This is a genomic window from Methylobacterium sp. Leaf100 (assembly GCF_001422845.1).
In the GTDB taxonomy this organism is placed as follows: domain Bacteria; phylum Pseudomonadota; class Alphaproteobacteria; order Rhizobiales; family Beijerinckiaceae; genus Methylobacterium.
Genome location: NZ_LMMW01000006.1, coordinates 1 through 17,998, shown reverse-complemented (window position 1 = coordinate 17,998; position 17,998 = coordinate 1). Strand labels below are relative to the sequence as shown.

At 66.9% G+C, this 17,998-nt stretch carries 16 protein-coding genes and 3 pseudogenes; 10 read left to right on the top strand and 9 right to left on the bottom strand.

The features are described 5' to 3' along the window. Window positions 1-21: 21 nt before the first annotated feature. Window positions 22-1,041, bottom strand: coding sequence for a polyprenyl synthetase family protein (locus ASF25_RS05850; RefSeq protein WP_056167409.1), 1,020 nt, complete (start codon window positions 1,039-1,041; stop codon window positions 22-24). A 195-nt stretch (window positions 1,042-1,236) separates the two neighbouring features. On the opposite strand from ASF25_RS05850, the gene ASF25_RS05845 reads away from it, so the two are divergent. The 3 genes from ASF25_RS05845 (at window position 1,237) to ASF25_RS05835 (ending at window position 3,216) form a co-directional block, all read left to right on the top strand. Then, window positions 1,237-1,461, top strand: coding sequence for a DUF2007 domain-containing protein (locus ASF25_RS05845; protein WP_056261169.1), 225 nt, complete (start codon window positions 1,237-1,239; stop codon window positions 1,459-1,461). Next, window positions 1,442-2,227, top strand: a complete 786-nt coding sequence (locus ASF25_RS05840) for a methyltransferase (RefSeq protein ID WP_056303852.1) — start codon at window positions 1,442-1,444, stop codon at window positions 2,225-2,227. Before ASF25_RS05845 ends, ASF25_RS05840 begins: the two co-directional genes overlap by 20 nt. A gap of 113 nt (window positions 2,228-2,340) precedes the next feature. Further along, window positions 2,341-3,216, top strand: coding sequence for a S49 family peptidase (locus ASF25_RS05835; RefSeq protein WP_056303850.1), 876 nt, complete (start codon window positions 2,341-2,343; stop codon window positions 3,214-3,216). An 18-nt stretch (window positions 3,217-3,234) separates the two neighbouring features. On the opposite strand, the gene ASF25_RS05830 is transcribed toward ASF25_RS05835, so the two are convergent. Further along, window positions 3,235-3,474, bottom strand: a complete 240-nt coding sequence (locus ASF25_RS05830) for a hypothetical protein (RefSeq protein ID WP_056167396.1) — start codon at window positions 3,472-3,474, stop codon at window positions 3,235-3,237. Window positions 3,475-3,675: 201 nt separating this feature from the next. Here ASF25_RS05830 and ASF25_RS05825 point away from each other — a divergent pair, with 201 nt between their 5' ends. From ASF25_RS05825 to ASF25_RS05815, 3 genes are all read left to right on the top strand, one after another. Continuing rightward, window positions 3,676-4,623 (top strand): glycine--tRNA ligase subunit alpha, encoded by a 948-nt coding sequence (locus tag ASF25_RS05825; RefSeq protein WP_056167394.1) that lies wholly within the window; start codon window positions 3,676-3,678, stop codon window positions 4,621-4,623. A 99-nt stretch (window positions 4,624-4,722) separates the two neighbouring features. Then, window positions 4,723-6,846: a glycine--tRNA ligase subunit beta gene (gene glyS, locus ASF25_RS05820; RefSeq protein WP_056303848.1), complete on the top strand. Its 2,124-nt coding sequence runs from the start codon at window positions 4,723-4,725 to the stop codon at window positions 6,844-6,846. 124 nt (window positions 6,847-6,970) lie between these two features. Next, window positions 6,971-7,210, top strand: a complete 240-nt coding sequence (locus ASF25_RS05815) for a hypothetical protein (RefSeq protein WP_056167736.1) — start codon at window positions 6,971-6,973, stop codon at window positions 7,208-7,210. A 91-nt stretch (window positions 7,211-7,301) separates the two neighbouring features. Here ASF25_RS05815 and ASF25_RS05810 read toward each other — a convergent pair whose 3' ends face one another. Together ASF25_RS05810 and ASF25_RS05805 are read right to left on the bottom strand one after the other, a co-directional pair. Next, window positions 7,302-7,796, bottom strand: coding sequence for an N-acetyltransferase (locus tag ASF25_RS05810; protein ID WP_200918695.1), 495 nt, complete (start codon window positions 7,794-7,796; stop codon window positions 7,302-7,304). Then, complete coding sequence (locus ASF25_RS05805) at window positions 7,793-9,370, bottom strand: glucan biosynthesis protein G (RefSeq protein ID WP_056303847.1); 1,578 nt, start codon at window positions 9,368-9,370, stop codon at window positions 7,793-7,795. The genes ASF25_RS05810 and ASF25_RS05805 overlap by 4 nt, the downstream gene beginning before the upstream one ends. Window positions 9,371-10,038: 668 nt before the next feature. Between ASF25_RS05805 and ASF25_RS05800 the strand changes: the two genes are divergently transcribed. Together ASF25_RS05800 and ASF25_RS05795 are read left to right on the top strand one after the other, a co-directional pair. Beyond that, window positions 10,039-11,205, top strand: a complete 1,167-nt coding sequence (locus ASF25_RS05800; protein WP_056167385.1) for a type III PLP-dependent enzyme — start codon at window positions 10,039-10,041, stop codon at window positions 11,203-11,205. A gap of 124 nt (window positions 11,206-11,329) precedes the next feature. Next, the gene (locus tag ASF25_RS05795) at window positions 11,330-11,893 is read left to right on the top strand and encodes an N-acetyltransferase (RefSeq protein WP_056303915.1); all 564 of its coding nucleotides are present in this window, start codon (window positions 11,330-11,332) and stop codon (window positions 11,891-11,893) included. A 17-nt stretch (window positions 11,894-11,910) separates the two neighbouring features. On the opposite strand, the gene ASF25_RS23190 is transcribed toward ASF25_RS05795, so the two are convergent. Continuing rightward, window positions 11,911-12,081: a hypothetical protein gene (locus ASF25_RS23190; RefSeq protein WP_200918694.1), complete on the bottom strand. Its 171-nt coding sequence runs from the start codon at window positions 12,079-12,081 to the stop codon at window positions 11,911-11,913. Window positions 12,082-12,363: 282 nt separating this feature from the next. Between ASF25_RS23190 and ASF25_RS05790 the strand changes: the two genes are divergently transcribed. After that, on the top strand, window positions 12,364-13,809 hold the full coding sequence (locus ASF25_RS05790; RefSeq protein WP_056167382.1) for a saccharopine dehydrogenase NADP-binding domain-containing protein: 1,446 nt from the start codon (window positions 12,364-12,366) through the stop codon (window positions 13,807-13,809). 295 nt (window positions 13,810-14,104) lie between these two features. On the opposite strand, the pseudogene ASF25_RS05785 reads toward ASF25_RS05790, so the two are convergent. Next, window positions 14,105-14,728: pseudogene (locus ASF25_RS05785) on the bottom strand (IS630 family transposase); the annotation flags it as partial. A gap of 69 nt (window positions 14,729-14,797) precedes the next feature. Between ASF25_RS05785 and ASF25_RS05780 the strand changes: the two are divergent. Next, a complete protein-coding gene (locus tag ASF25_RS05780) occupies window positions 14,798-15,709 on the top strand; it encodes an IS110 family transposase (RefSeq protein ID WP_056303845.1) in 912 nt (303 codons plus the stop codon). A 257-nt stretch (window positions 15,710-15,966) separates the two neighbouring features. Here the strand turns inward: ASF25_RS05780 and ASF25_RS05775 are convergent. From ASF25_RS05775 to ASF25_RS23870, 3 genes and pseudogenes are all read right to left on the bottom strand, one after another. Continuing rightward, window positions 15,967-16,305 (bottom strand): annotated as a pseudogene (locus ASF25_RS05775) (transposase); the annotation flags it as partial. A gap of 593 nt (window positions 16,306-16,898) precedes the next feature. Beyond that, window positions 16,899-17,273 (bottom strand): alpha/beta hydrolase, encoded by a 375-nt coding sequence (locus ASF25_RS23520; RefSeq protein ID WP_280137328.1) that lies wholly within the window; start codon window positions 17,271-17,273, stop codon window positions 16,899-16,901. A 17-nt stretch (window positions 17,274-17,290) separates the two neighbouring features. Beyond that, window positions 17,291-17,458, bottom strand: a pseudogene (locus ASF25_RS23870) (alpha/beta fold hydrolase); the annotation flags it as partial. Window positions 17,459-17,998: the final 540 nt, after the last annotated feature.

Below are 17,998 nucleotides of genomic sequence, written 5' to 3'. Positions count from 1 at the left end.
AGCTCCGCACCGCCTCCGCGCTCAGTGCGCGCGGGCGATGCAGAAATCCACGACCTGCAGCAAAGCCTGCTTCATCGGGCTTTTCGGGAAAAGCCCGAGAGCGTCGCGGGCCATGGCGCCGTAATGCCGGGCTCGCTCGATGGTGTCCTCGAGGGCGCGGTGCCGGCGCAGGATCGCGAGCGCGGTGGCGAGATCGTCGTCCGAGACGTCGCCGTCTTCCAGCGCACGCTTCCAGAACACCCGCTCCGCGTCCGTACCGCGGCGGAAGGCCAGCACGATCGGCAGGGTGATCTTGCCCTCGCGAAAGTCGTCGCCGACATTCTTGCCGAGGCTGGCGCTGGTGCCGCCGTAATCCAGCACGTCGTCCACGAGCTGGAAGGCGATGCCGAGGTTCATGCCGTAGGCGCGGCACGCAGCCTGCTCGGCCCGGGGACGTTCGGCGATGACTGGCCCGACCTCGCAGGCGGCGGCGAACAGTTCGGCGGTCTTGGCGCGGATGACGGCGAGGTACTCGTCCTCCGTCGTCTCGGTATTCTTGGCGGCGGCGAGCTGCATCACCTCGCCCTCGGCGATCACCGTGGCGGCGGCCGACAGAATGTCGAGGGCTTTCAGCGAGCCGACCTCGACCATCATCCGGAACGCCTGGCCGAGGAGGAAGTCACCGACCAGCACGCTGGCCTCGTTGCCCCACTTGATCCGGGCCGCGACGGTGCCGCGACGCATGTCGCTTTCGTCCACCACATCGTCGTGCAGCAGGGTCGCCGTGTGCATGAACTCGACGCTGGCCGCGAGCTTGACCGCCCCGTCGCCCGCGTAGGCGCACAGGTCCGCCGTCGCGAGGGTCAGAATCGGACGCAGGCGTTTGCCGCCGGACGCGATCAGGTGATTGGCGACTTCCGGGATCATCTGCACGGACGATCCGGTGCGCGACAGGATGGTCGCGTTGACGCGCTCCATCCCCGCGGCGACGAGGGCCACGAGGTCCGTCAGGCTCGCCTCCGGATCGGGACGAGTGTCCTCTAAGGGTATTACGACGCCCAATCCCCGCTGCCTCCCAACCCGACAGGCTCGATGCGGGCGCGCCGCAACCGGCCGACCCGAACACCAAACCCCGTCTTGCGCGACCGACTTCCGTGCGGCACCCCATCGCATGGGCTCGGAGGCGCTGCAACATGCACCATGCCGCAAGGGCCGGAAGGAACGGGGACGAACCGTTCTCCCTCTCCAGGAACCGCGATGACCGAACTCATCCGCAGCAACGACATCGTCCTGATCGGTTTCGCCGAATCCCTTCTCGCGAGCGCCGAGATTCCGGCCTTCGTCGCCGACGGTCACATGAGCGGTCTGGAAGGCTCCATCGGGGCCTTCGCACGCCGGCTCCTCGTGCCGGCGGATCACGCTGCCCAGGCTCGCCGCCTGCTGACGGAGGCGGGTCTTGCCCATGAACTGCGCGACGCCTGAGCCGCGCTCCCCCGATGCGTGGCTCGGCGGCCGCCTCCAGTTGTATCAGCCCGACCGCGGCGCTCATCGGGCCGGCACGGATGCGGTGCTGCTGGCAGCGCTCCTCAGACCCGCACCGGGTGCCACGTGTTGCGATGTCGGCGCGGCGACGGGGGCGGTGGGGCTCGCCGTCGCGTTGCGTGCTCCGACCTGCCGCATGCTCCTCGTCGAGCGTGATCCTGCCCTCGCGGACCTCGCTCGCCTCAACGCGACGCTCAACGGTCTCGACGGTCGGGTCGATGTGGTCGCGGCGGACGTCCTGGCCAAAGGTGGTGCGCGCCGCGCCGCCGGCCTCGTCCCGGAATGCTGCGATCTCGTTCTCACCAACCCCCCCTATTTCGAGGCTGGCCGACACCGCATCTCTCCCATCGCCGACAAGGCCGCCGCCCATACTTTCCCGATGGGCTCACTCGACGGATGGCTGCGAACCTGCGTCGAGATCCTTCGTCCCCGGGGGCATCTCGGTCTGATCCACCGGGCCGATGCTCTGCCGGACTGCCTCGACGCCCTGCGGGGACGCTTCGGCGGCATCGGCGTCCGGCCGGTCCAGGCGCGGGCCGGGGAGCCGGCGATCCGGGTCCTGATCACCGCCGTGAAGGGAAGCCGCGCGCCGTTCAGCCTGCTGACGCCCCTCGTGCTGCACGATGCCGACGGCGCGTTCACGCCGATCCTGGCCGCACTCAACGCCGGTAAGGCCTGGATCGGCACGCGGCCGAGCCAGGATTGACGACGGGTCGCCGTTGCTAAGCCGCGTTGGCGAAGCCCGATCGGCGCACCATCTCTGCGGGAACGGCACGGGACTATCCGGCGCCCGGTTCCCCGAAATCCCAGCGAGACACGATGGCGCTCACGATTCCGACCGGTCTGCGGGCCTTCCTTCCGGCGCGCTGGCGCAAGCGCAAGCCACGGGTGGCGGTGGTCCGCCTCAACGGCGCCATCGGGGCCGCCTCGCCGTTCCGGGCGGGGCTCTCCATTGCCGGGCTCGCCGGTCCCCTGGAACAGGCCTTTTCCATGCCGCACGTCGCGGCGGTGGCGCTGGTCATCAATTCGCCAGGCGGGTCGCCGGCGCAGTCACACCTCATCCACCAGCGCATCCGGGCGCTCGCGGCGGAGAAGGGCTTGCCGGTCTACGCCTTCGTCGAGGACATCGCCGCGTCCGGCGGCTACATGATCGCTTGCGCAGCCGACGAGATCGTCGCCGATCCGACGTCCCTCATTGGATCAATCGGGGTTGTCTCGGCGGGGTTCGGCTTCGATCGCCTCATCGAACGCCTCGGGGTCGAGCGCCGCGTCCACACCCAGGGCGAGGCCAAGGCGATGCTGGATCCGTTCCGGCCGGAAAATCCCGACGATATCGTCAGACTGAAGCAGATCCAGGCCGATGTGCAGGACCTGTTCACCACCCTGGTGCGGGGCCGGCGCCCGAGCCTCGATTTCAATGGCGAGAACCTGTTCACCGGCGCCGTCTGGACCGGACGTCAGGCCCTGCGCCTCGGCCTCGTCGACGGGTTGGGGGATGCGCGTTCGACCCTTCGGGCGCGCTTCGGCGAGGATGTCCAACTCGTCATGGTGGCCGAGAAGCGCGGCTCACTCATCGCCCGCCTGCTGCGGCGCGCGAACCCCGGAAGCACCGCCGGTCTGGCGGCAGACGGTCTTGCCGCCGAGGCTCTGGCGGTCATCGAGGAGCGCGCCGCATGGGCGCGCTACGGTCTCTGATCGGCCGTTGCAGCGGTTTTAGCGGGCGCAGCCCTCGGAACCGTAACCCGCATAGACCACCCGAACCTTGCGGGTGCAGGTCTCGGCCTGGACCGGCGCCGGCACGGTGACGACGTCGATGGGCGTGACGAGGGCCGGCATCGCGACGACGTTGGTGGAGTCCTGCGTCGCGAAGGCGTTCGAGGCACCCATCACGAGGGGCGTGGCAGCCAGCGAAGCGGCGGCGATGGCGGCGAAGACTGCGAAAGACGAGCGCATGGCGCGTTGATCCAAATGGTCGCCCGTCGGTCTGCGACGGCGAAGACTGCCTGATTGTTGCCTCAACTTGGCAGTGAGCGTGACAGTTCCGGCTACCCGACGGAATTGGGGCGAAATTGCGTGCGCCCGCGCACCGGCATCGCTTGACACCCCCGACCCGCCTCTTAAACGCTGGCCGCCCCTTCACGGACCGGATTGCCCATGTCGAGCGCCAGCCACCTGTCGAGCGCCGTCGATCTCGCGCCCCAGACCTCGTTCCAGGGCTTGATCCTGACGCTGCAGCGGTTCTGGGCCGCTCAGGGCTGCGTGATCCTGCAGCCCTACGACATGGAGGTGGGCGCGGGCACCTTCCATCCGGCCACGACATTGCGGGCGCTGGGGCCGAAGCCCTGGAAGGCGGCCTACGTCCAGCCGTCGCGCCGGCCGAAGGACGGGCGCTATGGCGAGAACCCGAACCGGCTCCAGCACTATTACCAGTTCCAGGTGATCCTGAAGCCGAATCCCCCGAACCTGCAGGAGCTCTATCTCGCCTCCCTCGACGCCATCGGCGTCGATCTCAAGCTCCATGACATCCGCTTCGTCGAGGACGATTGGGAAAGTCCGACGCTCGGTGCCTGGGGGCTGGGCTGGGAATGTTGGTGCGACGGCATGGAGGTGAGCCAGTTCACCTACTTCCAGCAGGTGGCCGGCGTCGAATGCTCTCCGGTCGCGGGAGAGCTCACCTATGGGCTCGAACGCCTGGCCATGTACGTCCAGGGTGTCGAGAACGTCTACGACCTCAATTTCAACGGCGGCATCGGCGACGACAAGGTCACCTACGGCGACGTCTTCCTGCAATCGGAGCAGGAATATTCGCGCCACAATTTCCAGGCCGCCGACACCGCCATGCTGTTCCGGCAGTTCACCGATGCGGAGAAGGCCTGCCGGACCTACCTCGACGCCGGGGCCCCCGAGGGCGAGGCCGGGCTGCACCGGATGGCGCAGCCGGCCTACGACCAGTGCATCAAGGCGAGCCACGTCTTCAACCTCCTCGACGCCCGCGGCGTGATTTCGGTGACCGAGCGGCAGAGCTACATCCTGCGGGTGCGCGAACTCGCCAAGGCCTGCGGGGCCGCGTATCTGAAGACGGCCGGGGGTGGCGCGGCCTGATCCGAGGGCCGCACCGCGACTTGGCCTCTCGACGTCGATGGCGGCTCCCGCCGCGCCAGCGACACCCTCGAAAAATCATCTCGGACGCCGCCTGATCCCATGCCCGACCTCCTCCTCGAACTGCGCTCCGAAGAGATCCCCGCCCGCATGCAGCGGCGCGCGGCCGACGACTTGCGCAAGCTCGTCACCGATGCCCTCGTCGAGCGCGGCTTTCTCTACGATGGCGCCAAGGCTTTCGCGACGCCGCGCCGCCTCGCCCTTCACGTCGCCGGCCTGCCGCCCCGCGGCAAAGACGTGCGCGAGGAGCGCAAGGGCCCCCGCGTCGGCGCGCCGGACGGAGCGGTCCAGGGCTTCCTCAAGAGTGCGGGCCTCGCCAGCCTCGACCAGGCGATCATCGTCTCCGACCCGAAGAAGGGCGAATTCTACGTCGCCATCATCGAGAAGCCCGGCCGCGAAACCCTCGACGTGCTGGCCGAGATCCTGCCCCAGATCGTCCGCAGCTTTCCGTGGCCGAAATCCATGCGCTGGGGCAAGGCTTCGGCTCAGCCCGGCAGTTTACGCTGGGTGCGCCCGCTGCAGTCCATCGTCGCCACCTTCGGGCCGGAGACCGAGACGCCCGACGTGGTGCCGTTCGACGTCGACGGGATCGTGGCCGGGACGACCACCTACGGTCATCGCTTCCTCGCACCGGACGCCATCGAGGTGCGCCGCTTCGACGATTACGTCGCCGCCCTGGAGCGCGCCAAGGTCGTGCTCGACGCCGATCGGCGCAAAGACATCATCCTGCACGACGCCCGCGATCTCGCCTTCGCGCGCGGCCTCGAACTCGTGGAGGACGAGGGCCTGCTCGAAGAGGTCGCGGGCCTCGTGGAATGGCCCGTGGTGCTGCTCGGCACCTTCGACCCCGCCTTCCTCGACATTCCGGCCGAGGCCATTCGCGCCACCATCAAGGCCAACCAGAAGTGTTTCGTCTTGCGCGAGCCCGGCGCCGAACGCCTGGCCCCGGCCTTCATCCTGACCTCGAACCTAGTCGCCAGCGACGGGGGGCTCGCCATCACGGCCGGCAACGAGCGGGTAGTGCGGGCGCGGCTGTCGGATGCCAAGTTTTTCTGGGAGACCGACAAGGCGATCAAGCTGGAGGATCGGCTGCCGAAGCTCGATTCGATCGTGTTTCATGAAAAGCTCGGCACGCAGGGCGAGCGGGTCAAGCGGATCGCGGCGCTCGCGCGCGAACTGGCACCCCTGGTCGGCGCCGATCCCGACCTCGCCGAGCGCGCCGCCCGCCTCGCCAAGGCCGACCTCGTCACCGAGATGGTCGGTGAGTTTCCTGAGCTTCAAGGCCTCATGGGCCGGAAATACGCGGCTTTGCAGGGCGAGAACCCGAGCGTCGCGGCGGCGGTCGAGGACCATTACAAGCCGGTCGGCCCGTCCGATCGCGTGCCGACCGATCCGGTCGCCGTCGCAGTGGCTCTCGCCGATAAGCTCGATACGCTCGTCGGCTTTTGGGCCATCGACGAAAAGCCGACCGGCAGCAAAGACCCTTATGCTTTGCGTCGTGCCGCGCTGGGTGTCATTCGGCTTATCAATGAACGCCAGGTCAAACTGCCGCTGCGGAAATACTTCGACACCGCCGATTTCGGATTTTCCCAGAAGAGTGTTTCTGCTCCTGAGAAGCTGGAAGATCAGTATCTTCCTGATCTCCTCGCCTTCTTCGCCGACCGCCTGAAAGTCTACCTCCGTGACCAGGGCGCCCGCCACGATCTCATCGACGCCGTCTTCGCCCTGCCGGGACAAGACAACCTCCTGATGGTGGTTCGCCGCGTCGAGGCCCTCGGCAAGTTCCTGGAGACCGACGACGGAAAAAACCTGCTCGCCGGCTACAAGCGCGCGGCCAACATCCTGCGGATCGAGGAGAAGAAGGACGGGCGGCCCTACGAGGCCGTGCCCGATGCGGCGCTCGCCGCACGGGGCGAGCTCGAGGAGCGCGCCCTGTCCGAAGCCCTCGTGGCGGCGCGGTCAGCCGCCTCGGCGGCGGTCGAGCAGGAAGATTTCGCCGGCGCCATGCAGGCATTGTCGACGCTCCGCGCCCCCGTGGACGCGTTCTTCGAGAAGGTGACGGTGAATTCGGACGATCCGGCCTTGCGCGAAAACCGCCTCGCCCTTCTCAACGCCTTGCGGGCGGCGACGCGAGAAGTCGCGGATTTCTCGCGCATCGAAGGTTGAAGCGCGCCAAAAATTCGGGAGACCTGCGTCAGAACGGGAGAATTGCGCAAGAACAGGCGCGGATCGGGGAACGGTCCCGCTTGGTTCGTCGTTGGATGCCGACGTTTTCGACACGGAGGTCCCCATGCGCAACACCCTCTTCGCCGCCACCACCCTAGCGCTCCTCGTCGGTGCTCCGGCCCTGGCCCAGGCCGAGACCACAATCATCCGCCGCGATGCGCCGGACGTGGTCGTCGAGCGGCCCGCGAGCGAGCGCAAGACCGTCGAGACCCGCGAGAGCGCCGACGGCTGCGCCACCAAGACCGTGACGAAGGAAAACGACGTCGGCGACCGCAAGACGGTCACGAAGGAAGTCTGCGATTGATCCGTCCGCTCCGGCGCGATGCCGGGGCATGACAAGTCCACAACACCCGTCCTGGCTTTCGTCAGGGCGGGTTTTTACGTTTCGCGTCGGCCTACAGCGCCTTGACGTAGCGCCAGGCCTCCATGCCGTCCTCGTAATAGTCTTCGATCACGGCAAAGCGCGTGTAGCCCCTGCGCTCGTAAAGCCGGATGCCGGCGCCGTTGTCTGCGCGGACTTCAAGGCGCAGGTGCGTGCAGCCATGGGCGCGTGCGTCCGCCTCCGCCGCATCGAGGACGAGACCGCCGAGCCCGAGTCCGGCGCGCGCGGGCGAGACGGCGATGGAGGAGAGCCGCGCGTTGCGGCTGCCCCGTCGGCGCTCCAGGGTCGCGGCGCCCACCAGCATCGCGGGCCCCTCCCCGTCATCGGCCAAGGCCACGAGAACCGTCATGCTGGGCGAGCGGATGGCGTGACGGATCGCCCGACGCTCCGCGCGGTCGCTGGAGAAAGCGGCATGTTCGAGGGCGACGAGCGCATCGAGATCCTCGATCCGCGCCGGGCGGATCGCGATGGCGGGCGTGGTATCGAGCAACGGCAAGGCCGCGCTCACGCGGCGATCCAGGGATAGACCCAGGTTTCCGAGAGCGTCCGTCCCCCCGCCCGCAGAAAGGCCCGCAGATCCGTTTCCTGACCCGGGGTGGAAACCGTGACGTCGATGGCCGCGCGCAGGCCACCCGTATGCGGATTGGCGACGAGGGAGGTCGCCGTCACCTTGGCGTTCGATGCGCTGGCGATCACCTCGACCCGGCTCGGATCGGCGCCGTAGTAGGCGAGATCGCCGCCGGCGAAATCGACGAGAAAGCGGCGGCTCAGCGCACCCTTGACCTCGTCCGCCTTGGCGGTGCCGCTGGCAATCGCCGCCGCCCCGAAGGTGTTGACCACGCAGGCCCCGGGATGGAGGGGGTCGCCGCCGACGCTGCGCACGCGGTACGACAAGCGCACCGCCTCGCCGGCCGCGTAGGGCTGGCGTGGGCGCCAGCAGGCGACGATGTTGTCGTTGGTCTCCGTATCTGTGGGCAGTTCCATGAGCATCACCGCCCCCTCCCCCCAGGCCCCGTCGGGCTCGACGAAGTAACCGGGCCGGCGATGGTAGGCCGCTTCCAGATCCTGATAGCTCTCGAAGCGCCGGTCGCGCTGGAGCAGGCCGAAACCCTTCGGGTCTGTGTCGAAGAAGCTCGAAATGCGCCGCTCCTTCGGGTTGTCGAGGGGGCGCCACAGCCACTCGCCGCTGCCGGCTGCGATCTGAAGACCGTCGGAATCGTGGAGTTCGGGCCGATAATCGTCGGAATGGCGCCGGTCGTTCTCGCCGATGAAGAACATCGAGGTCAGCGGCGCCAGCCCGAGGGTGGTGAGGTCCGTGCGGGGATAGAGCGTAGTCTGCACCGCCACCGTGGTTTCGTCCCCCGGATGCACAGTGAACCGGAACGCACCGGTAAGGCCGGGGCCGTCGAGGAGCGCATCGACGACGAGGGCATCGGCGTTCGCTTCCGGCATGCTTACCCAGAACTCCCGAAACACCGGAAACTCCTCCGGTCCGCCCTCGCCTTCGACGTTCACCGCGAGCCCGCGCGCCGACAGGCCGTAGCGTTCATCGCGGCCGAGGAAGCGATAGTAGCTGGCGCCGAGGAAGACGATGAGCTCATCGAGGAGGCTCGGGCTGTTGAGGAAGGAGTGGATGCGTAGGCCGGCGAATCCAAGATCCACCGGCAAGGGCTTGTCGACCTTGGTCCGGCCCATGTCGAACAGGCTCGCCTGATAGGCGATGGGAGTGGCGACGCCGCCCCGCACGAGGTTCACCGTGACGGGCCGATCGTACAGGAAGCCGAGGTGGAACAATTGCAGCCGGAACGGGCTGCCCTCGGCGCCCAGGAACGCCTTGTCGGGTTTGAAGCGGATATCGCGCCAGGCATCGTAGTCGAGCCTGGCGATGGCAGGTGGCAGGTTCGGCGCTTTCGCGGCGTGGGGTACTTTCGACAAGTCGCGGGCCCGCCGCTCCACGTCGGCAAAACCAAAGGGCTGCGGCACGCCCGGTTGCGCCGACGCGGCACCGGAGAGCAGCCCGGTGGCGGCCAGACTCGTGACGCTCAAACCGGTGATGACGGCGCGGCGGTTCGGTTCTGTCATGATCCTGCGCCCTGATACGGCCGTCGAAGGGTGAATGGACCGCTTGATGGCGCGTCAGCCCGGGCTTGGAAAGAGGCCGTGGAGGCCGACGCGGCGTTTGTGCAACATTCGCGGTCCGCGACCCTGTCGCGTCGAAAAGATCCGCGTTTTTTCTTGTCGCCGGAACGCGATGCTCGTATATCGCCCTTGCCCAATTTCGCACGTGCCTGTGGCCGCGTGTCGGTTGGTGGGCATCCGGCCAACTGCCGGACAGCCGCCAGGGGTCTTAAAGGATCGATGGTCGATAGGGTGGATTCCCTACGGCCGGCATCCAGGTGGCGACACCGGACCCCGACAACAACCGGCAGCCGGAGGCGAAACCGGCGAACCCCGCTCTCCACGGGGGACGCAGCTTAAAGCAACGACGAACGGGCTTTTTTGGTCTCGTCGGCCCTCCAAAGGCCGGCACCGAAGAGGCTTGTTTCTCTTTGCCCGGCGTGCGGTGGGGATCTCCCTTCCAATCCAAGGCAGCTTCCGGGAGCGTTTGCGCCCGCGCTCGACAGCGTGTCTCCAAAGCACGCCGCGCGCCGCGTCGCATCGATCCCAGACGCCGGACGACTCACGTCGTCCTGACATTCGACAGCGCGCCCCACGCGAGGGCGCTTGCGAACCTGTGGGTTGGAAACAGCATGACCGATCGCATCCGCGACTTCCTTCGCGCGCGCCGTGACATGGGCCAGGACGAAGGTCCCGTGATGGTTCTCGACCTCGATGTCGTGCGCGACAACTACACCGCTTTCGCCCGCGCGCTTCCCGACACCCGGGTGTTCTACGCCGTGAAGGCGAATCCGGCGCCGGAAGTGCTGCGGCTGCTCGCCGAGATGGGCTCGTGCTTCGATACGGCTTCGGTGGTCGAAGTGGAGATGGCGCTCGCCGCAGGCGCGACCGCCGACCGGATTTCCTTCGGCAACACCATCAAGAAGGAACGCTGCATCGGCCGCGCCCTCAAGCTCGGCGTGCGCCTGTTCGCCGTCGATTGCCAAGTCGAGGTCGAGAAGATCGCCCGGGCCGCCGAGGCCGCCGGTGTCGAGGCCGCGGACGTGCAGGTGTTCTGCCGGATCCTCTGCGACGGTGCAGGCGCGGAATGGCCCTTATCGCGAAAGTTCGGATGCGTGCCCGAGATGGCCGTGGACGTGCTGGAGCATGCCTGCCGCCAGGGCCTGCACGCCTACGGTGTGTCGTTCCACGTCGGCTCGCAGCAGGGCAACACCGAAGCCTGGGACGGAGCGCTGGCCTCCGCTTCCACGATCTTCCGCGAGTGCGCCGACCGGGGCATCACCCTGTCGATGGTCAACCTCGGCGGCGGCTTCCCCACCAAGTACCTCAAGGCGGTGCCGGGCGTGGAATCCTACGGCGACGCGATCTTCCGCGCGCTCACCAAGCACTTCGGCAACCACCTGCCCGAAACCATCATCGAGCCGGGCCGCGGCATGGTCGGCAATGCCGGGATGATCGAGGCCGAAGTCGTGCTGGTCTCGAAGAAGTCGCAAGCCGAGGACGAGATTCGCTGGGTCTACCTCGACATCGGCAAGTTCGGTGGGTTGGCCGAGACCATGGACGAGTCGATCCGCTACGCGATCCGCACGGATCACGATGGGGATCGCACGAGCCCATGCGTGCTGGCCGGACCGACCTGCGATTCGGCCGACGTGCTCTACGAGAAGGTGCCGTATCCCCTGCCCGTCTCGCTTTCCATCGGCGACAAGGTGCTGATCGAGGGCGCTGGCGCCTACACGACCACGTACGCGGCTGTGGCGTTCAACGGCTTCCCGCCCCTTCAGCAATTCGTCATCTGATTCGGACTACCAGCATCGCGGACGGTCGACCTTCGATCGTCCGCGTTCTCATCCCGAACCGAGGGCCCGTGCCCGACGCGAGGATCGTTCGTCCCCCGCCCAGATTTCGGGAAAGGGTGTGGCCTTGTTTCAGATCCGCCATGAACGTTCGGGCGATGTTCTCGCCCGTGAGCATCTCCTCGACCTGTGCTTCGGCGCTGCCCGACGCCTGAAGACCTCCGAGCGGTTGCGCGAAGGCCGGCTTCCGGCCGAGGGACTCGCGTTCACGGCCGAGTATAACGGTCATGTCTGCGGCACCGTCCGTCTCTGGCACGTCGAGGCCGGATTTCGCCGGCCGGCCCTCCTGCTCGGGCCCCTCGCGGTCGATCCCGAAATTCAGGGCCATGGCCTCGGTGCGACGTTGATGAGCCATGCGCTCACACGGGCGACGATTCTCGGCCACGGCGCCGTGCTGCTGGTCGGCGACGCGCCGTACTACGCGCGCTTCGGCTTCACGCCGGAACTCGTGGCGGGCTTATCGATGCCGGGTCCGTTCGAGCGCGAGCGCTTCCTCGGGCTCAATCTCCGCCAGGGCGGCCTCGATGGTGCCCAGGGCATCGTGCGCGCGACCGGCGCATGGGGCGATGCGGACGCTCCGCCCCCGGCCTTCGGCGACGCCGGTGCGGCGTCGCGACGACGGGTAGCCTGACGTCGGGGTGGTTCGTCCTAACGATTGGGATTGGTCTGTCCGGCGAGATCGCAGCGGCGGCGGAAGGCGGCATCCCGCTGGCGGCTGAGGGCGCGCAGGAGAGCGGCGGTCAGGGTGATGATGCCGGGATCGCGGTCGATGGGCTCTTCCGCCTGGGCGGGCAGGTTTGCGGTGAGGATTGCGAGCATGGCTGGGGTCCTTGGGTTCGATGGGGCGGCGCGTCCTCCGGCTTTGTTGCAGTGCAATATCGGCTCACGTCCCGAGGCTCGCAATCCCGCCGAGTGGGATGCAAGGCTGCGGTGAGAGCATGGACGGGTTCACGCTCTCTTAGGAACCGAGCTGGACGTGGTTGACCCGCCGGACGCCAGCCGCCACTGAGCCCGTCGCGTGCGCGTCATCTGTGCCGGCTAGGTGCGTCGGCCACCCGCGCGCATCGCGACGCCCGAGCAAGTTGTTAGGAGTGCCTGCCCATGACCGAAGCCGCCACCGCCTGGCCCGTCCACGGCCGCATCACCGGACCCATCGTGATGATCGGCTTCGGCTCCATCGGACGCGGCACCCTGCCGCTGATCGAGCGCCACTTCGCGTACGACAAGAGCCGATTCACCGTCGTCGAGCCGTCCGATGCCCACAAGGCGCTCGCCGACCAGCATGGCCTGCGCTTCGAGCAGGTGGCGCTGACCAAGGAGAATTATCGCGCGATCCTGACGCCGCTCCTCACGGAGGGCGAAGGACAGGGCTTCTGCGTGAACGTCTCGGTGGACACCTCGTCCCGCGCCATCATGGAACTGTGCCGCGAGCTCGGCGCCTTCTATATCGACACCGTCGCCGAGCCCTGGCCCGGATTCTACTTCGACAAGTCGAAGAGTCAGGGTGACCGCACAAATTACGCCCTGCGCCAGGACATCCTCGATGCCCGCACCGCCAGCCCCGGCGGCACCACCGCCGTGTCGTGCTGCGGCGCCAATCCCGGCATGGTGTCGTGGTTCGTCAAGCAGGCGCTTCTGAACATCGCCAACGACATCGGCCTCAAGACCGCGGAGCCGACGGATCGGACCGGCTGGGCGAAGCTCATGCAGGAAGTCGGCGTCAAGGGAATCCACATCGCCGAGCGGGATACCCAGCGCGCCAAGAACCCGAAGCCCCGGGGTGTCTTCGTCAACACCTGGTCGGTCGAAGGCTTCGTCTCCGAGGGCAACCAGCCGGCCGAACTCGGCTGGGGCACCCACGAGACGTGGCGTCCGGACAACGCTCGCGATCAGGAGAAGGGGTCGCGCTGCGCCATCTACCTGCTCCAGCCCGGCGCCGACACCCGCGTGCGCTCGTGGACGCCGACGGCCCAGGCGCAGTTCGGCTTCCTCGTGACCCACAACGAGGCGGTGTCGATCTCGGATTACTATACGGTGCTGGAGGGTGAGCGCGCCGCCTATCGGCCGACCTGCCACTACGCCTACCATCCGGCCGACGACGCCGTGCTGTCCCTGCACGAGATGTTCGGCAAGGCCGCCGTCGTCCAGGAGAAGCACCACATCCTCGACGAGACCGAGATCGTCGACGGCATCGATGAACTCGGCGTGCTGCTCTACGGTCACGAGAAGAACGCCTACTGGTTCGGCTCGCAGCTCTCCATCGAGGAGACCCGCCGCATCGCCCCCTACCAGAACGCCACGGGCCTTCAGGTGACCTCGGCCGTCCTCGCCGGCATGGTCTGGGCCCTCGAGAACCCTGAGTCCGGCATCGTCGAGGCCGACGAGATGGACTTCCGCCGCTGCCTCGAAGTGCAGATGCCGTATCTCGGCCCAGTGGTCGGCGTCTACACGGACTGGACCCCGCTGACCGGCCGCCCGGGCCTGTTCCCGGAGAACATCGACGAGACCGACCCGTGGCAGTTCCGGAACGTGCTGGTCCAGGGCTGACGAACGCTGATCGACGCCGCCCGTGATTGCGGGCGGCGTTCGCAGTGCTTCACGGTCTGTCCGGGATCGAGGTCCGGAGCCGTGAGGGCGACCGATCGACCTCGCAACGTTTCGATCCGACGAAGTCGTCGCTTTGTCCGAACGCGACGGATCCCCGGCAGTCGGAGATGTCGATGACCGCGTGGTCTTCCGACTTCGGCCGGGCGCGCGGTTGAGGCGACGAGCGTCACGATGCGCGACGGGGAGCGTTCCCTTTCCCACTGAAGATTGCGTAGCGCTCTTGAGCGTTTTCGGTTTAATCTGGTTCGTATCCTGCTGCGGCGAAGAAGTTGATGCACTCGTCGGGTCTGACGGCGTCGATCAATCGCCCGATGGCGGACCCGTTCGGCCGCCTTGCGGAGCAGTGCTTTGAGCTTCGAGAACGCCATCTGAGGGGTCCCCAACCGACTCGTCGGTCGGGGTAGCCCCCGATCGGGTTGAAGTGGGGCGAGTAGGGCGGCAGGAACAACAGCCGCGCGCCTGCCGCCTCGATCGCCGCCCGCACTTCCGGGCCCTTGTGGCTGCCGAGGTTGTCCATGACGACGATGTCGCCGGGGGTAAGCTCAGGCACCAAGACCTGATCGACGTAAGCCTGGAAGGTGTCGCGGTTGATCGGCCCGTCGAGCACGAACGGTGCAGCGATCCCGGACAGGCGCAGGCCCGCCACCAGGGTCGTGGTCTTCCAATGGCCGTGCGGCACGGGTGAGCGCAGCCGTTCGCCACGGGGCGACCGTCCGCGGGTGCGAGCCATGTTGGTAGCCGTCCAGGTCTCGTCGAGGAACACGAGGCGCGCAGGGTCGAGATCGAGTTGGCCCTCGAACCACGCCTCACGCGCGGCCTTCACGTCCGGGCGATCCTGCTCGGCGGCGTGAGCTGTCTTTTATGGGATGGCCCGCCCCTCCTTCGGCGTCGGCGCTAAGCTGGCGTGGTCTGGGGAGAGGAGAGAGCGATGGCGATCACCGTGTTGGGTATCGATCTCGGTAAGAATAGCTGCAGCGTCGCGGGTTTCGACGAGACGGGCCGTGTCGTCCTTCGGCGGAGACTCACGCGAGACGGCGTTGTCCGGCTGGGCGCCAAACTGCCGGCTTGCACGATGGCGATGGAGGCGTGCTGCGGCGCTCACCACCTTGGCCACGTCCTGCGGGAGCAGGGCCACGAGGTCCGACTCATGTCGCCGGAGTACGTCCAGCCCTACGTCAAAGCGCAGAAGAACGACGAGCGGGATGCGGAAGCGATCGCAGAGGCCGCGACCCGGCCGACAATGCGCTTCGTCGAGTTGAAGAGCGAGGCGCAGCTGGACGCGCAGATCCTTCATCGTGCCCGGACGCGCCTCGTTGGACAGCGGACGGCATTGATCAACCAGCTGCGCGCCGTGCTCCTGGAACGGGGCGAGCTGGATCGCCGTGTTGCTGCGCTGACGACCGAGTTCGTAGCCAGGGCCCGCGAGGACCAGGCTGCACGGCGCCTCGTCAGCATTCCAGGGTTCGGGGCGCTGAACGCGACCGCATTGGTTGCCGCAATCGGCACGGGCGAGACATTCCGATCCGGTCGTGATCTCGCGGCTTGGCTGGGCTTGGTACCGCGGCAAGCGACGACTGGCGGCAAACCAAGGCTCCTCGGCATCACGAAGCGGGGCAACACTTACCTGCGCACGCTCCTGATCCACGGGGCGCGGGCGGCTCTGCCGTCGCTCTCGGCAGGCCAGACCCTGATCGGCGATTGGCTGCGTGGCCTCGTCGGCCGTGCTCACAAGAACAAGGTCGTCGTGGCGCTCGCCGGCAAGTTGGCCAGGATCGCATGGGCGGTACTCCGCTCCGGCGAGGGCTACGCGGCCAGGGTCAGCCAGCCTGTGGCGGCCTAAACGAGATCGATCGCCAGGGCGGCCCGGCCCGGCGATCGACGATGTCTGCGGGCGGTGGAAGCGAGATGGCCTGACGGTTGAACCGGCACCCTGTGATCCTGACACAAAATATGGCGCTCGACGCCGTGTCTTTTATGAGGACCAGGGTGTACGGAACTCCATCTTGGCCGGGGCACGCCCCCGAGACCGGATACGTTGGCGCAGACAGGTCAGATCACCTCGCACATGCCGCTTGCAGATGGGGCGGGCCATACGTTTTTGTAGGTGAGATCGCGTGCGTCGAGGAAGCGCCACAGCGTGCCCAGCCCCACCGTCAGGCCGCGCTCTGCCTTCAAGCGGGCACGCATCTCCTCCAGAGTGATGTCGACCTTCGTATCGATCAGGTTGCGCAGGAATGCCTCGTGCGGATCGAGCTTCGAGCGGCGCGCCCGCCCTTGCGGACGAGCGGCCACCGTCCCGGTCGTCGTGAGCGCGGCCATCCAGCGGATCGAGGTCGCGATGCCGACTCCAAACCGCGCCGCCGCCTGCCGGCGCGAGGTCGTTGCCGCGGCTGCCACCACCCGCTCGCGCAGATCCTGGCTGTAGGCTCGTCCCATCTGTCGCTCCTCCTCCAGAGCGATCAGTGAATCAGCCCAACAGCTTCGCGTGAACCCCACCCGCCCGATTCAGCGCAGCCCGAAAACGCTCTAGGGTGGATTGGCTCAAGCCTCGGGATTTCCGCAGCGCGACGATGCGCGCTGCGCTGGCCTGATCCTCGGCTGCGGGCTGCCTGGGCATCGGCAGCTTCATCCTCTCGTTTGAAGCCTCGCCGCAGGCGGCGTCCCTTGAGCTAAGCAATACCACCCTTCTTGCCTTCCCTGCATCAGGACGATGACCTGCTCGTGTTTGGGCCCCCCTCCGGCTGGCTGGCGGACTGCAGCTATCCTGAACGAGAAGGGGAGATTTATGCCGGCCCGTTTTCAGGCAGGGTGCATGAAAGCGGGCCTATCGAGCAGGGCCCCATCACTGATGCGCTACGATGCGCGTCACCGCCGGGCAGCCCGCGGCGAGGAGGAACGGAAGAAGGATGGCGGTGAACGCCTCTGGATGCGAGTAGTTGATCCCGTGGGCTGCTCCCTCGATGACGGCAAGACAGCCATCAGGCAGGGAGTCGGCGAGGCTCACGACGAATGCATGGGGGACGATGTAGTCACGCGTGCCCCCAAACCACGAGCGTCGGCTGCGTCACCCAAAACACCTTCTCCCCGATCCGATTGTCGACCATGCTGCGCAAGGTCAGCGCGTAGCGTCCGATCCCGCCACGGGCATAGTCGGTGAGCGCCACCCAGGCGAGCGACCAGCGCTCAAACGGCGCGATGGCGAAGAACCCGACAGCTTGCCGGATCAGGTTGCGTGCCTCCGGGTCAGGCGTGGGCCCCTGCAGAACGAGCCGGTCGACGAGCTGCGGATGTCGGAGAGCCAGTTCGACCAGGATCTCGCAGCCGAGCGAATTGGCGACGAAGGCCGCTCGCCCCACCCCGTTTGCGTTCGTCCAGGCCGCCAGCGCATCGGCAAGTTCGCGCACCGTGAGCGCCTGGCGGGCTTATCGCTTAAGCCGAAGCCGGGAAGATCGGGTGCATAAACCCGGAAGTGTGGGGCCAGATGCCTTGCGAGCGGGACCATATAGCGGCTCGACATCCCAAGTCCGTGGACGAGGATCACGGGCAGGCGGTCATCCGGTACGGCGGCGACCGAGATCCGGGTGTGCATCGTTCTACCGTCGACGCGGATATGTCTCGCTGCGAGCAGGCCCAGTCGTGCTCTGGGCCGGCGGCCGGTGCACTGCCAAGCCAGAGATTTGAGCACAGCAAGACCGGCCAGGGTCCTGCCAACTCGTACAAATCCGAGCCTCAGAAGCACACACATATCTTCGTTTAAGCCATTTTTTATCGTCCGTAAAACCAATTTATATTTTATTCGCCCAGCAATGAAGCCATGGCGATTGATATTATTGGAAGATATTCATAAATAACATCGACGCTGCCGCAATAATAAATCTACATTGTTGTAGTAAATTGCCTGAGTACGCGCTTTGTTTGTTGTTTTCAACGAGGATATATACTCATTTAATTTTTCTCCACCAACCTATTGCTGGCCCTGGAACGGTCCGCTTCCAGGCAGTTTAGGCATAGGGCGAAGGCTGCTTTGGGTGGATGAACGAACCCGCTTGCGCGGGATGGGTGGCAGCTTCGAGGGTTTCGGATTGAGACGAGCGCCCTGCGCTGATTGAGCGTCGCCCGGCCTGGGCGG